The sequence below is a fragment of the Cryobacterium sp. MDB2-A-1 genome (genome assembly GCF_004402675.1).
GTDB lineage: Bacteria > Actinomycetota > Actinomycetes > Actinomycetales > Microbacteriaceae > Cryobacterium > Cryobacterium glucosi.
In genome coordinates, this window is the sequence record NZ_SOFK01000025.1 from 40,949 (window position 1) to 54,869 (window position 13,921).

16 protein-coding genes and 1 tRNA gene are annotated in these 13,921 nt (G+C 69.5%); 12 read left to right on the top strand and 5 right to left on the bottom strand.

Features of this window, described 5'->3' with window-relative positions; all coding sequences use genetic code 11:
- Positions 1-34 precede the first annotated feature (34 nt).
- The 4 genes from galU (at position 35) to E3O39_RS08345 (ending at position 3,075) form a co-directional block, all read left to right on the top strand.
- Entirely contained in the window at positions 35-928 is an 894-nt protein-coding gene (galU, locus tag E3O39_RS08330; RefSeq protein WP_134449329.1) for a UTP--glucose-1-phosphate uridylyltransferase GalU, read from the top strand.
- Between the two features lie 75 nt (positions 929-1,003).
- Positions 1,004-1,663 carry a GNAT family N-acetyltransferase gene (locus E3O39_RS08335; protein WP_134449330.1) on the top strand — a complete coding sequence of 220 codons (660 nt, stop codon included), beginning with the start codon at positions 1,004-1,006 and terminating at the stop codon, positions 1,661-1,663.
- Positions 1,664-1,808: 145 nt separating this feature from the next.
- Complete coding sequence (locus E3O39_RS08340; RefSeq protein WP_134449331.1) at positions 1,809-2,906, top strand: hypothetical protein; 1,098 nt, start codon at positions 1,809-1,811, stop codon at positions 2,904-2,906.
- Between the two features lie 96 nt (positions 2,907-3,002).
- A tRNA-Ala gene (locus E3O39_RS08345) sits at positions 3,003-3,075 on the top strand.
- Between the two features lie 105 nt (positions 3,076-3,180).
- Here the strand turns inward: E3O39_RS08345 and E3O39_RS08350 are convergent.
- Complete coding sequence (locus E3O39_RS08350; RefSeq protein WP_134449332.1) at positions 3,181-3,984, bottom strand: IclR family transcriptional regulator; 804 nt, start codon at positions 3,982-3,984, stop codon at positions 3,181-3,183.
- Positions 3,985-4,160: 176 nt separating this feature from the next.
- Between E3O39_RS08350 and E3O39_RS08355 the strand changes: the two genes are divergently transcribed.
- The 4 genes from E3O39_RS08355 (at position 4,161) to E3O39_RS08370 (ending at position 7,704) form a co-directional block, all read left to right on the top strand.
- Positions 4,161-4,877 carry a CoA transferase subunit A gene (locus E3O39_RS08355; protein ID WP_134449333.1) on the top strand — a complete coding sequence of 239 codons (717 nt, stop codon included), beginning with the start codon at positions 4,161-4,163 and terminating at the stop codon, positions 4,875-4,877.
- A 59-nt stretch (positions 4,878-4,936) separates the two neighbouring features.
- Positions 4,937-5,650, top strand: coding sequence for a CoA transferase subunit B (locus E3O39_RS08360; RefSeq protein WP_134449334.1), 714 nt, complete (start codon positions 4,937-4,939; stop codon positions 5,648-5,650).
- Positions 5,647-6,840 carry an acetyl-CoA acetyltransferase gene (locus E3O39_RS08365; RefSeq protein WP_134449335.1) on the top strand — a complete coding sequence of 398 codons (1,194 nt, stop codon included), beginning with the start codon at positions 5,647-5,649 and terminating at the stop codon, positions 6,838-6,840. Before E3O39_RS08360 ends, E3O39_RS08365 begins: the two co-directional genes overlap by 4 nt.
- 66 nt (positions 6,841-6,906) lie before the next feature.
- Positions 6,907-7,704 carry a hypothetical protein gene (locus E3O39_RS08370; protein WP_134449336.1) on the top strand — a complete coding sequence of 266 codons (798 nt, stop codon included), beginning with the start codon at positions 6,907-6,909 and terminating at the stop codon, positions 7,702-7,704.
- Between the two features lie 79 nt (positions 7,705-7,783).
- Here the strand turns inward: E3O39_RS08370 and E3O39_RS19695 are convergent, their stop codons facing one another.
- Entirely contained in the window at positions 7,784-7,906 is a 123-nt protein-coding gene (locus tag E3O39_RS19695) for a hypothetical protein (protein WP_255454127.1), read from the bottom strand.
- A 150-nt stretch (positions 7,907-8,056) separates the two neighbouring features.
- Here E3O39_RS19695 and E3O39_RS08375 point away from each other — a divergent pair, with 150 nt between their 5' ends.
- Positions 8,057-8,299: a hypothetical protein gene (locus E3O39_RS08375; protein ID WP_134449337.1), complete on the top strand. Its 243-nt coding sequence runs from the start codon at positions 8,057-8,059 to the stop codon at positions 8,297-8,299.
- Positions 8,300-8,393: 94 nt separating this feature from the next.
- Here the strand turns inward: E3O39_RS08375 and E3O39_RS08380 are convergent, their stop codons facing one another.
- Together E3O39_RS08380 and E3O39_RS08385 are read right to left on the bottom strand one after the other, a co-directional pair.
- The gene (locus E3O39_RS08380; RefSeq protein ID WP_134449338.1) at positions 8,394-9,740 is read right to left on the bottom strand and encodes a threonine/serine exporter ThrE family protein; all 1,347 of its coding nucleotides are present in this window, start codon (positions 9,738-9,740) and stop codon (positions 8,394-8,396) included.
- Positions 9,741-9,807: 67 nt separating this feature from the next.
- Positions 9,808-10,719 (bottom strand): DUF4349 domain-containing protein, encoded by a 912-nt coding sequence (locus tag E3O39_RS08385; RefSeq protein WP_134449339.1) that lies wholly within the window; start codon positions 10,717-10,719, stop codon positions 9,808-9,810.
- 209 nt (positions 10,720-10,928) lie between these two features.
- On the opposite strand from E3O39_RS08385, the gene E3O39_RS08390 reads away from it, so the two are divergent.
- The 3 genes from E3O39_RS08390 to E3O39_RS08400 are packed head-to-tail and all read left to right on the top strand — an operon-like array spanning position 10,929 to position 13,059.
- The gene (locus E3O39_RS08390) at positions 10,929-11,150 is read left to right on the top strand and encodes a hypothetical protein (protein WP_134449340.1); all 222 of its coding nucleotides are present in this window, start codon (positions 10,929-10,931) and stop codon (positions 11,148-11,150) included.
- A gap of 21 nt (positions 11,151-11,171) precedes the next feature.
- The gene (locus tag E3O39_RS08395) at positions 11,172-12,038 is read left to right on the top strand and encodes an alpha/beta fold hydrolase (protein WP_241975490.1); all 867 of its coding nucleotides are present in this window, start codon (positions 11,172-11,174) and stop codon (positions 12,036-12,038) included.
- 34 nt (positions 12,039-12,072) lie between these two features.
- Entirely contained in the window at positions 12,073-13,059 is a 987-nt protein-coding gene (locus tag E3O39_RS08400; RefSeq protein WP_134449342.1) for an aldo/keto reductase, read from the top strand.
- 33 nt (positions 13,060-13,092) lie between these two features.
- Here the strand turns inward: E3O39_RS08400 and E3O39_RS08405 are convergent, their stop codons facing one another.
- Positions 13,093-13,917, bottom strand: a complete 825-nt coding sequence (locus tag E3O39_RS08405; protein WP_134449343.1) for an aldo/keto reductase — start codon at positions 13,915-13,917, stop codon at positions 13,093-13,095.
- Positions 13,918-13,921 lie beyond the last annotated feature (4 nt).

A 13,921-nucleotide genomic window follows, 5' to 3' on the forward strand; every position in this document is an offset into this window, starting at 1 on the left:
ATAAGTCATCCTAGATGCCGATAGCGTAGGGGCCATGGGTACACGCATCACGAAAGCCGTCATTCCCGTTGCTGGTCTGGGAACTCGCTTCCTCCCGGCCACGAAAGCAATGCCGAAGGAGATGCTCCCCGTCGTCGACAAACCGGCGATCCAGTACGTCGTCGAAGAGGCCGTCGCGGCCGGCCTGAACGACGTCCTGATGATCACCGGGCGCAACAAGAACGCCCTGGAGAACCACTTCGACCGGATGACCGAGCTCGAGGACGTCCTGATCCAGAAGGGCGACAAGGACCGCCTCGCCAAGGTTCAGTTCGCGACAGACCTCGCCGACATCCACTACGTTCGCCAGGGCGACCCGCTCGGCCTCGGCCACGCCGTACTCCGCGCGAAGATGCACGTCGGAAACGAGGCCTTCGCCGTGCTCCTCGGCGACGACATCATCGATGCCCGCGACCCACTGCTCGAGAAGATGCTCACCGAGCAGGTCGAACGCAACACGAGCGTCATCGCGCTCATGGAGGTCGAGCCCTCGCAGATCCACCTCTACGGCTGCGCCGCGATCGAGGCCACCGACGACCCCGACGTCGTGCGCATCACCGGCCTCGTCGAGAAGCCCGCTGAAGCGGAAGCCCCGTCGAACCTCGCCATCATCGGCCGGTACGTGCTCCGCCCCTCGGTCTTCGGCGTGCTCGAGCACACCGAGCCGGGCAAGGGCAACGAGATCCAGCTGACCGACGCCCTGCAGGAGATGGCGGTGAACCCCGAGACCACGGGTGGCGTCTACGGCGTCATCTTCCGCGGTCGCCGCTACGACACCGGCGACCGGCTCGACTACATCAAGGCCATCGTGCAGCTCGCCGTCGACCGCGAAGACCTCGGTCCCGACCTGCGCCCATGGCTCAAGGGATTCGCCGCCACCCTCGACTGATCGGGGTGACTCGGGGACTGATCCGGGTGACTACAGTGGGGGAACACCAGTTGAATCCGAGTAGACAGGCAGGTTGTGGCGATCGCAATTCCGACGCTCTTCGACGGTGATGTGACGTTGCGTCCCATCCGGCTGCGCGATGACAAAAACCTCGAACGCTCCCTGATGGAGAACCGAGGCTGGCTGCGCGCCTGGGAGGCGACCAGCCCGTACGCGCCGATGTCCTTCGACACCCGCGCGAGCATTCGCAGCCTGCTCGCGCACTCGCGCACCGGGAACGGCCTGCCGTTCGTGATCGAATTCCAGGGCCGGCTGGCCGGCCAGCTCAACGTCTCCTCGATCAGCTGGGGCTCGCTGTCGAGCGCGACGATCGGATACTGGGTCGCCGAGGAGTTCGCCGGTCGTTCGATCACCCCGATCGCCGTTGCCCTCGCGACCGACTACTGCTTCGGGCAGCTCGGCCTGCACCGGATGGAGATCTGCATCCGGCCGGAGAACGGCCCCTCCCTGCGCGTCGTCGAGAAGCTCGGCTTCCGTTACGAGGGCCTCCGCCGTCGCTACATCCACATCAACGGCGACTGGCGCGATCACTTCTGCTTCGCCCTCGTGGCCGAGGAAGTGCGCCAGGGCGTGCTGCGCCGCTGGCGCGACGGGGCGGCCCCCGCCGATGCTGCGGCGGTGACCCCCGCGGACCGGGCCGCGGCGGCGCATCCGCTCGGTGTGGCCGAGTACTGAGCATCGAACCACAACCCGCGCACAGCAGAGACGCCGCGCAAAAAGACACGCCGCGCAAAAAAGAATCGTCGATTCACCGGCGAGTCGGCGGACACACCCCGTCTAATCAGCGCCGGAACGGCCCCTGACTCATACCGTAGGGAGCATGAGTAGCGAGGTCCTGGGTGGCGGAGTCATGGTGGGGGTCGCCGCCGTGCTCTGGGTGGCCTATTTGATGCCGACCTGGACCCGACGACGCCAATATCTCACGATCGAACGCAATGCGGTTCGGTTGCAGCAGACCATGCGTATCCTCGCGGAGACGTCGGAGATTCCGCAGGAGGTACGACTCGAGGCGAATGCCCGCACCGTCGTGACCCAGCAGAAGCTGCTCGCGCAGGCCGAGGAGGACGCTCGCGTCGAGGCCAAGGCCGTGATGGCCGCCGCGAGTTCCGCCCGCCGCGCGGTCGCCGCCCAGGCCGCAGCAGAACGCGCCGCCGCCGCGCAGGTCGCCGCGGTACAGGCCGCCGCCCAACGCGCCGCCCAGTCCACCGTCATCGGGCACGCAGCGGCCAGGAGCCGGCGCGTGCGCCGCGTGCGTGCCCTCGCGACCCTCGTGCTCCTCGGCGGCCTCCTGGCCGTCACACTCGGCCTCGTCGCCCTGGTCTCCGGCGGCTCGGCCGTCCTCCTCGCCGTCGGCGCCGCCTCCGGCGTCCTCGCATTCGGCACCCTCAACCGCCTCGCCCGCACCAGCGCGCACGCCAGGGCCCGGTCCGTCGCCGCGGGCCCCGCCGTCGCCGAAGCCCGCTCCCGGCCGCTCGTCGGGCAGGACTTCGAACCGGTGCAGTTCGAGGAGACCCCCGTTCCCGTGCAGACCTGGACGCCGCACCCGCTGCCCCGCCCGCTGCACCTCGCCCCCGGCACGGTCGCCCAGGTCGCCATGGCTTCAGCGGATGCCGCCGCGCAGCTCCGCCGGGCAGCCGCGGAGGCCGAGGTGGCCCGCCGAGCCGACCAGCTGCAGGTCGCGGTCACGCCGCTCCGGCACACCGGAACGATCTTCGCCCAGGGCAGCAGCCTGGGCAGCAACGTGGGCACGAACGTGGGCACAAGGCCGGTCACGAAGACAGGGCCGGTCGCCGTCGCGGGCAAGGCAACGGTCGCCGCACCGGTCAGCCGCTTCGCGTCGATGGGCATCGTCGGCGAGACCGAGCCGGGAATGACCGACCTCGACGCCGTTCTGCGCCGCCGCCGCGCCGCCGGGTAGGCACTCGGACGAGCACCCCCGTTCCGCCAGGAGGTCGCCGCGCACGGGGTGTGCTCAGAACGAGGCCCAACGCGTGATATTCTTCATAAGCGGTTGGGGGCTATGGCGCAGTTGGTAGCGCGTCTCGTTCGCAATGAGAAGGTCAGGAGTTCGAATCTCCTTAGCTCCACCGGCAAGACAGAAGGATCGTGGCCCAGCGGCCCCGGTCCTTTTGTCGTTTCCGGGGTGAATTCCAGCCACGACGATACTCGGCGACACGTGAGGGTTGCGCGGATCAGTGCGCGAGCGGGCCGGGCTTCTGCAACTCCTGGGTGATCCGGTTCGCCTCCTCGAGGAGCAGGCGACCGAGGAACTCCTGTCGCTCCGGCCGGAACCGGGGCTCGATCCCGGTCAGGGACAGCGCCCACGCCGGCCGGCCGGACCGATCGAAGATCGCCGCTCCCATGCCCCAGCTGCCCTCCAGGATCAGCCCGGGGTTGACCGCATACCCCGTGGTGCGGGTGAGCTCGAGGTTCGAGCGGATGCCCGCCGCCGTGTGCGCCGGACCCCACGTCGCTGCGAGCTCGCCGCCCAGCAATGCCGTCACCTCGTCCTCCGGCAGGTACGCGAGGATCGCGAGCCCGGCGGAGGCGACGCCGAGCGGGAACCGCACGCCCTCGTGCAGAACGAACGACCGGATCGGGAAGCTGCCCTCTTCCCGCAGCAGGCAGACGGTCTCCGCGCCTCGGCGGATGGAGAGGAAGGCGCTCTCGCCGGTCTCCTCGGCGAGCCGGCGCAGGCTCGGCCGGGCGAGCTCCTCGATCGGGTATCGGTCGGCGGCGACGACCCCCATCACGAAGATCTCGGGCCCGTAGTGCCAGGTGTGCCGCACGGGATCGTGGTCGAGCAGCCCCTCTGCGGCGAGCGAGGTGAGCAGGCGGTGCACGGTCGGCCGGGTCAGGCCGGAGTCCCGCACGATGTCGGAGAGCGCAGCCCCGCCCGGCGCGCGGCCCACGAGCCGGAGAAGCAGGGCGATCCGGGCCGTCACCTGGGCGCCCTGCACGGTGCCGCTCGGTCCCTTTGCGTCAACCGTGGTCATCTCGACTCCTATGTGTCCATAATGTGGATGATGGTGAGCCTAGTGTTCACGGGGTGGATGCGCAATCAAACGCACGGATTTCCGCGATTGACAGGGTCTTCGCCGCCCGGTTAGCATGGCCGTCAGACAGCGTGTCCACAGGGTGGACACAGTGAATGCTCAATGAGGAGACGACCATGTCCACGGTACTGACCAGCGCGGCCGACGCACTCGGTGACGTCCTCCACGACGGGATCGTGCTCGCGGTGGGCGGCTTCGGCCTCTGTGGGATTCCCGCCGACCTGATCGACGCGGTGCGGGCATCCGGTGTTCGTGATCTCACGGTCGTCTCGAACAACATGGGCGTCGACGGGATCGGTCTCGGCCGGCTGCTCGAGACCGGGCAGGTGCGGAAGGTGATCGCGTCGTACGTCGGCGAGAACCGGCTCTTCGCCGAGCAGCTTCTCGCGGGCGAGCTCGAGGTCGAATTCAGCCCCCAGGGCACCCTCGCCGAGCGCCTCAGGGCCGGGGGAGCAGGAATCCCCGCCTTCTACACGAAGACCGGGGTCGGCACCCTCGTGGCAGAGGGCAAGCCCCACGCGGTGTTCGACGGCATCCGCTACGTGCAGGAACGCGGCATCGTCGCCGACGTCGCCCTCGTGCACGCCTGGCGCGCCGACACGGAGGGCAACCTCGTCTACCGGTACACCGCCCGCAACTTCAACCCGCTCGTCGCGACCGCCGGCATCGTCACGATCGCCGAGGCCGAACAGATCGTGCCGCGCGGCACGATCGACCCGCACGACGTCGTGACGCCGGGCGTCTACGTGCAACGCCTCGTGCAGGCGGATGCCCGGGCCAAGCCGATCGAGCAGCGCACCGTGCGCGAGCGCGCGGTCGTGGTGCCGGCCTGAGCCGCCCGCGACCCACCCACCAGAGACCCCCCATCCGATCGACACCCAGGGAGTACCCCATGACGTGGACCAGAGACGAGATGGCCGCGATCGCGGCCGGCGAACTGCACGACGGCGACTACGTCAACCTCGGCATCGGTATCCCGACGCTCGTCGCCAACAACCTGCCTGAGGGGGTCTCGGTCACGCTGCAGAGCGAGAACGGGCTGCTCGGCATGGGGCAATTCCCCTGGACGGGCGAGGAGGACGCCGACCTGATCAACGCGGGCAAGCAGACCGTGACGATCCTGCCGGGCGGATCCGTCTTCGACTCGGCGATCTCGTTCGGCATGATCCGCGGCGGTCACGTCAAGGTCGCGATCCTCGGTGCGATGCAGGTGTCCGGCAGCGGGGACCTCGCCAACTGGACGATCCCCGGCAAGATGATCAAGGGAATGGGCGGCGCTATGGACCTCGTCGCGGGCACCCCGCGGGTGGTCGTGCTGACCGAACACGTGGCACGGGACGGCGCCCCCAAGATCGTGACCGAGTGCAGCCTGCCGCTGACCGGCGTCGGGGTCGTCAACCGGATCATCTCCGACCTCGCTGTCTTCGACGTGACAGAGACCGGGCTCGTGCTGCGTCGCCGCGCCCCCGGGGTCACCCTCGAGGATCTCCGCGCCTGCACGGAACCGGACTTCACGGTCTCGGAGACGGAAACCGACACCGCAACCGACACCGCAACCGACACCGCAACCAACACCGCAACCGACCAGAAAGCTGTGCGACTGTGAGCCTCCAGGAACAATTCGGCACCGACGTCCTCCTCGCCGGCTGGGGGCACAGCCGCTTCGGCAAGCTCAGCGACGACACCCTCGAGACCCTGATCGTGCAGGTCGCCACCGAGGCGATCGCGAACTCCGGCGTCGACGCCGGCGAGATCGACGAGATCTACCTCGGCCAGTTCAACTCCGGGCTCGTTCCGCTCGCCTTCGCGTCCTCGCTCGCGTTGCAGACCGACCCGGCGCTCGCGTACGTTCCGGCCACCCGGGTCGAGAACGCCTGCGCCTCCGGCTCGGCCGCGTTCCAGCAGGGCGTCAAGTCCCTGCTTGCCGGCACCGCCCGCACCGTGCTCGTGATCGGGGCGGAGAAAATGACGGATGCCTCATCCGAGCGGGTGGGATCCGCGCTGCTCGGCGCCGACTACGACCTGGCCGGCCAGCCGTCGACATCCGGTTTCGCCGGCCTCTTCGCCGTCGTCGCCGAGGCATACGCCGACCGCTACGGCGACGTCGGCGACGTGCTCGGCTCCATCGCCGCCAAGAACCACCGCAATGGCGTCGACAACCCCTTCGCCCAGCTGCGCAAGGACCTCGGCGAGGACTTCTGCCGCACCGTCTCCGAGAAGAATCCGATCGTGGCCGGGCCGCTCCGGCGCACCGACTGCTCCCCGGTCTCCGACGGGGCCGCCGCGATCGTACTCACGGCAGGGGCGCCCCGCCGCTCCGGAGCCGCGACCGATCCCGTGCGGCTCACCGGCTTCGGTCAGGCCAACGACTTCCTGCCCGCCGCCCGCCGCGACCCCACCGCCTTCGCGGCGACCCGGATCTCGCTCGAACGCGCCCTGCGGATGGCGGGGGTGGGCCTGGACGAGCTCGACTTCGCCGAGGTGCACGACTGCTTCACGATCGCCGAGCTGATCATGTACGAGGCGATGGGGCTCACCCCGCCCGGCGAGGGCCGCCGGGCCGTCGAGGAGGGCTGGGTGTACCGCGGCGGCAGGCTCCCGGTCAACATCTCCGGCGGACTCAAGGCGAAGGGCCACCCGGTCGGGGCGACCGGAGTGTCGCAGCACGTCGTCTCCGCGATGCAGCTCACCGGCACCGCCGGCGACATGCAGCTCGATGCCCCGCGCCGTGCGCTCGTGCAGAACATGGGTGGAGTCGGCGTCGCGAACTACGTGAGCGTGCTCGAGGCCGTCTGACGCGGCATCCGCAGCACCGGTGTCGGGGGTGCCCGGTAGCCTCGGCCACGAACGAGGGAGCGGGGCATGAGCGGCACGGACATCCCGGCAGGAGGCGGCGGCACAGCGAGCGGCGGCACTGCGGTGCGGTTCCGCTGCGGCCACGGCGCCCCGGCAGCGGATGCGCGCATCACCCTGAACAGGGACTGCCCGCTCTGCGTGCTCCTGCGTGAGACCCGGCGCACCAGGGCCCAGCTGGTCGGCACGGTCGCGGCGGGCGCGCGCGGCGCCCTCGCGCAGGAGACCCGCATCGGCGCCGTCTACGACTGGATCTGCACCCGCGGCCACTCCCGGTACACCGCGACGGTCCGCGAAGCCCTCACCGGCCCCGGGTGCCCCCGGTGCCAGGCCAATGCCGCCGCCCCGGCCGCCCGGTTCGAGGGCGGCGTGCCGTTCATGAAGCCCGGCCTGCGGCTCGGCACCTCCGCGACCGAGCAACGGCTGCGGGTGGCGCTCGGGGAGCGCATCCGCCTGCCGCACCGAGTGAATGCCGTACGCATCAGCCGCACCTTCTACGGCAAGCCCGAGGTCTGGCCGGACATCATCATTCCGGCGCTCCGGATCGCGATCGAATACGACGACCCTGGGCGCGACGGCCTGGCGCATCGCGGCCTCAAGGAGGCCTCAGACCGGGAGAAGGACGCGGCCCTGAACGAGGTCGGCTGGGAGGTGATCCGGGTGCGGGCCGGCGGCCTCACGGAATTGGGCCGCCACAGCATCGTCTGCCGGGCGGTGACGACGGCGGTCGTCGACCGGATCCTGGAGCTCCTCGTCGAGATCCGGGGTTCCGAGGCCGTCTCCGGCATTCGGCGGGACCTGGCCTAACGGAAGAAGGGTGCCGCCCCGCCGAAGCGGGACAGCACCCTGTCTGCAGTGGAACTGCGTGAAACTAATCGGGCGGAGGCTACGCCTTCCGTGCCTTCTCGGCCGTCTCGTTGGACTTGGCGTGCTTGTCGGCACGCTTCTCCTTGAGAGATTTTCCGGCGACCTTCTTGGCCGCGTCCTTCTTGGGTGATTTGTCAGCCATGTGCACTCCTTCGACCCGAGCCCCAGCGGCATCGTCTTCCTCGACCCTACGCGGAATCGCTGGGAACGGCATCCGCTCGGCCCGGCCCTTGTGCCCGGGCGCGCCGGTCGTAGGCTGTGTGCGACCAGCCACCTGAGGGATTGAGGGAATATGAGCGAGAACGACACGTACCGGGCGATCTTCTACGGCGCCAACCCGATCGCCGCGGGAACCGAACGAGTACTGGAATACGTCAACGGCAGATACGCCCAGGAGGTCACCCTCGAAGTCGAGGAGGACGGGCAGATCGTGCGGCGCGTCTTCAAGCTCGGGCACGTCACCGAGGAACCGATCTCGTACCGCTACGTCGAGGACCTCCACGACGAAACCGGAGAGGCCGACGTCCCGAACTGACCCCGGGCTGCCGGACGGACAGGACGTGTTCCGTTCCGGTCGAGAGTGACGCGCGGAACGGGCACTCTCGACCGGAACGGTGCACGTGGCGTGGCTAGATGCGCTTGCCCGGGCTGCGGCTGAGCCGCACCGGAAGCGCCATCAGCGGACCGACGAAGCGGCGCTGCAGCCTGCGTGCCGGGCCCCAGACGAACTGCACGAGGTACTGGGCGAGGATCGCCCCCGCCGCCAGCGCCACGGCGACCGCACCGGCGGTCAGCATGCTGAGCACGCCGTCGATGTTGCCGTCGGAGAGCTGCAGCAGGCCGCTGAACAGGGTCAGCCCGGGCACGAGCGGCACGAGTGCCGTCACGACGATCACGAGCGGCGGCGTGCGCACGACCCGTGACGTGAGCGCGGCGGCGAGCCCCACTCCGACGGCCGCGGCCGCCGACGACCAGACCAGCCCGAAGCCCGCGCTCGTGCCACCCAGGTACAGGATTTCGGCGAGCGCCCCGAGCAGGCACACGACCCAGTACGCGCGCCACGGCACCTGCACCGCGAGCGCGAAGCCCACGACGATGACGACGGATGCCGCGAGGAGCGCGGCCACGTCGGCGAACGTCAACGCGACGTTGCCGTTCACCCGCAGCACCAGGCCGAACCGGGCGAGGAGGAGCGACGCCCCGGCGACGCCGGTCACCAGGCCGCCGGTGATGAGGAGCGCCTCCATCATGCGGGCGGTTCCGGTGAGGTAGAAGCCGGACAGGGTGTCGTGGACCGCGCCGAAGGTCGTGACCCCGGCGAGGAGCATGATGATCGTCGCGATCACGACGAGGGAGGGATTCGCGGACGGGTCGACGAGCGCGACGACAGCTGCCGTCATCGGGCCGATGGCCCCGCCGACGACGTTCTGGTAGAAGACCGGCACCTGTCGCCGGTCGAGCGCCGTCGTGATCAGGTCGATGAAGAAGGTCGCGATGAACGCGGCGACGAGCACGGTGAGCCCGCCACCGATCAGTACGGCGGCGCCGGCGCCGACGAGGCTCCAGCCGAGCCGACGCCAGAGCGCGGTGACCTGGGGGCGGGCGCTCACGATGGTCGCGAGGGCCTTGCGCGCGTCGGCGACATCGATGGGATTCTCGATGAGTTCGGCGATCAGCTCACTCGTGGCGGTGAGCTTCCCGTAGTTGAGCGAGCGGTACTTGACGTTGCGGCTGCGCGTGATCGACTCGTGCGTGCCCGGGTCTTCGTGGGTGAGGGCGATGATCGTGTGCGTCACGTTCGCCTCGGTACCCTTGAGCCCGTACGCGCGGGTGATCGCTTCCATCGCGGCGGTGGCATCCTCGGCGCCGGCACCGGCGGCGAAGATGACCTCGGCGAGGCGCATGGTCAGGTCGAGGACCGCGCGGGTGTAGCCCGCGTTGTCGAAGACCCCGATGCTGACGGTGGCGTCAGACATCCGTTCGACGGACCTTTGTGGGGCCCGGCGGGGAGCGGTGGGGGGTGGAGTGGGTCACCCCCCAAGCCTAAGCAGCCTTTCCCTTGCGCCGGGACATCCGCACGATGAGGATCACGATGAGCGCGGTCGCGCCGAGGAGTGCGATCCACGGCAGCGCGTAGCCGATGCCGACGAGCGCGGCGCCGAGGGCGCCGACCATGGCCGCCCAGCCGGCCCCGATCGCGGTCCAGAAGTCGCCGGGGGCGCCGGGCGCGACGGTGCCCGTTGAGTAGAGGGAGAGGGTGATCGTCGAGAAGTCGACCTGATCGGACAGGAAATTGCGCTGCGACTGCAGGCTTTCGAGGTCCGCCTGCCTCTGGGAGAGCGTGCCCTCGATCGCGATCAGGTCTGTCGTCGTCGTCGCCTGCTGCATCAGTGAGAGCAGCCGGTCGACGGAGGTCTTCAGGGCGGTGATGCGGGCGTCGAGGTCCTGGGTCTGCTGGGTGATGTCCGAGGCGTTGAGCGACACGTAGTTGAGGGTACCGAGCTTCTTCAGGTCGGTCACCGTGCGGTCGAGGGCGGCGGCCGGGATGCGCAGGGTGAGGGTTGCGCTGGCCGGCTGGTTGTCGGTCGCGGGGTTCTCGGTGCGGCTGTCGATGCGGCCGCCGGCCTGCTCGGTGATCGTCACGGCGTCCTGCGTCGCCTTGATCGGGTCTTTTGCCGTGACCGACATCGATCCCGTCATGATCACGTCGCGTTGGCCCGACGCGACTTCGCTCGTGCTGCCGGCGACGGTGCCCGAGGTGGCGCTCCCGGCGGCGTCTCCGGCTTGCGGGGCCCCGAGGATCCCGGAATCCTTGGTCGTTCCGTCGCCCGTTGCGGCGCCGGTTCCGGGGTTCGTCACGGAGGAGCCGGCATCGTTCGACGAGCCGGAGGCGGAGCATCCGGCCAGCAGGAGCACGGCGGCGAGGAGCGCTGCGGCGGCGGGAAAACGTTTCATGGGGCAACTGTATGGCGCGCCCTGAGGCCACTGTCTGGACGCCGTCTGGGAGTCGAATCACAATCCCGTCTCGGTGCGGGCGCAGTTGTTAGGGTCGATTCATCGGCCAGGCAACGCCGGCCGAGTGCCACGGGACACACGTTCCACGAGACGCGCTCTCCCTGACACGCACGCTCCATGAGACACATTCGACACACGACGGAGGAAACATGGGATTCGCAGAGAACGCCAAGGACGCCCTCGACGCGACCGGGCAGAAGATCAGCCGGACGTTCGAGGACACCAAGGACCGGATCGAAGACAAGGTCGACGAGATCAAGGCGGATGCCGAGGTCAAGCGCGCGGAGGCCGGCGTCAAGCACGCCGAGGCCGAGCGCGACGCGACGAAGGCCACCAAGGAGTTCAAGGAAGGCCTGCGCGACGATACTTGAGTCATGGGATGGTGGGCGGCGATGAGGGATCGGTTCCGTCGACGCCGCCCGCCCCTCCTGCACATCGCGACCGATGAAGGCACGGGGCCGGTCGTCATCCTCGTGCACGGCATCGCCAGTTCGTCCGTGACGTTCCGGGAACTGGTGCCGCTGCTCACCCCGCGGCACCGGGTCATCGCGGTCGACATCCTCGGTTTCGGCGAATCGCCGGCTCCTGAGGGCTGCGAGTACCGGCTCGAGGACCACGTCGAGGCGCTCGCAGCCACGATCCGCTCGCTCCGGCTGCGCGAGCCGTTCGTGCTCGTCGGCCATTCCCTCGGCAGCCTCATCGTCGCCCGGCTCGCGGCGTCGCAGCTGACCCGGTTCGATCGCCGCACCCGAATCTCGCGCGTTGTTCTCGTGGGCCCGCCCGTCTATCTCTCGCCGTCCGAGATCGGGGACCGCTGGGTGCGTGCCCGGGTCAATGTGTACCTGCGCGTTTATGCGTTCCTGCGGGAGAACAAGGATCGCACCATCACGAACGCGGCGATCATCTCGCGGATGCTGCCGAAGGGCATCTTCGAGATCACCGAACGCAACTGGACCCCCTTCGTGAAGTCCCTCGAGCACTGCATCGAATCGCAGACGCTCGTGAGCGACATCGCGATCCTGCGCGTGCCCGTCGACGTCGTCTACGGCAGCCTCGACGCGTTCATCCAGTCGGGCAGCCTGACCGTGATCGAGCGGATGCGCCACGTCTCGATGCACCGCGTGGAGGCGAACGACCACCTGATCCGGCCGCGCCTGGCCCGGGAGCTGCTCGCAGTCATCGAGACTGCGACCGGGGTCGACGACCGACCGGTGGACCCGGAGGGGCCGCGCGCACCGGCATCCGCTGTCGCACGCTGACCAGGGCGGCCGGCCGGGTGATTAGGCTGGGGACATGGACACACGCACCCTGGGAAGAACCGACCGAACCGTCTCCGTGATCGGGCTCGGAACCTGGCAACTGGGAGCGGACTGGGGGGACGTCAGCGAGGCCGACGCGACCGCCGTTCTCGCAGCATCCGTCGACGCCGGCGTCACCTTCTTCGATACCGCGGACGTCTACGGCGACGGACGCAGCGAGCAGATCATCGGGCGCTACCTCGCCGGGGACGGCAAGGACGCCGGGATCACGGTCGCGACCAAGATGGGCCGCCGCGTCGACCAGCTCGCCGAGAACTACGTGCTCGCCAACTTCCGGGCCTGGACCGAACGCTCCCGCCGCAACCTCGGTGTCGACACCCTCGACCTCGTGCAGCTGCACTGCCCGCCGAGCGCGGTCGTCGAATCGGGCGAGGTCTACGACGCGCTCGACACCCTCGTCGCCGACGGCACGATCGCCGCGTACGGCTTCAGCGTCGAGACCTGCGACCAGGCCCTCGCGGCGATCTCCCGCCCGGCCACCGCGACGGTGCAAATCATCCTGAATGCGTTCCGGCTCAAGCCGCTCGACACCGTGCTTCCCGCGGCCCGCGCCGCCGGGGTCGGCATCATCGCCCGGGTGCCGCTCGCGAGCGGTCTGCTCACCGGCAAGTACACCCGCGCCACGACCTTCGCCCAGAACGACCACCGCAACTACAACCGCGACGGCAGCCACTTCGACGTCGGCGAGACCTTCTCGGGCGTCGACTACGAGACCGGGCTCACGGCGGCCGCCGAGTTCGCCGCGCTCGTTCCCGCCGGGCTCACGCCCGCACAGGCCGCGCTCGCCTGGGTCGCCCAGCAGGACGGCGTGAGCGCCGTCATCCCCGGCGCGCGCTCGATCGCGCAGGCGCAGGGCAACGCGGCGGCCGGGTCGGTTCCCCCGCTCAGCGCCGAGTTCCTCGCCGGTGTACGCGACATCTACGACCGCCTCCTCCGCGCCCAGATCCACCCGCGCTGGTAGAACTCTCGCGGATACTGGTGCGTGCGGGGGCGATCAGCCGAGGTCGTCGGGGTCCCGGCCGGTGCGCTCGCCGGAGTCGAGGGTCGCGATCGCGGCGAGGTCGGCCGCGTCCAGGCTGAAGTCGAAGACGTCGAGATTTTCGCGGATACGGGACGGTGTCACCGACTTCGGGATCACGATGTTCCCGAGGTCGAGGTGCCAGCGGATCACGACCTGCGCTGCTGACTTGCCGTAGCGGGCGCCGATGGCGTCGAGTGTCGGGTTGCCGATCGCCCTGCCGCGGGCGAGGGGTGACCAGTCTTCGGTGAGGATGCCGTGGGCGGCGTCGTAGGCACGGGCATCCGCTTGCTGCAGCCAGGGGTGCAGCTCGATCTGGTTGACCACGGGAACCACGTCGGTTTCGGCGAGAAGCCGGTCGAGGTGATGCGGGTGGAAGTTGGAGACGCCGATCGAGCGGGCCCGCCCGTCGGCGCGGATCGCCTCGAGGGCCCGCCAGGTGTCGACGTACTTGTCCTGGCGCGGGGCCGGCCAGTGGATCAGGTACAGGTCGACGTAGTCGAGCCCGAGCTTGCCGAGGCTCTCGTCGAAGGCACGCAGGGTGCTGTCATAGCCGTGGTCCGCGTTCCACACCTTGGTCGTCACGAAGACGTCGCCGCGGGGGAGGCCGGCCCGGGCGATGCCCTGGCCGACGCCGGCCTCATTGGCGTAGAGCGCTGCGGTGTCGACGTGCCGGTACCCGGACTCGAGCGCGACCTGCACCGCGTCGGCCGCGTCGGCATCCGGAATCTTGTAGACCCCGAGCCCGAGCTGCGGGATGGAGTGGCCGTTGTGGAACTGCAGAACGGGTGAAGAGGTCATAGCT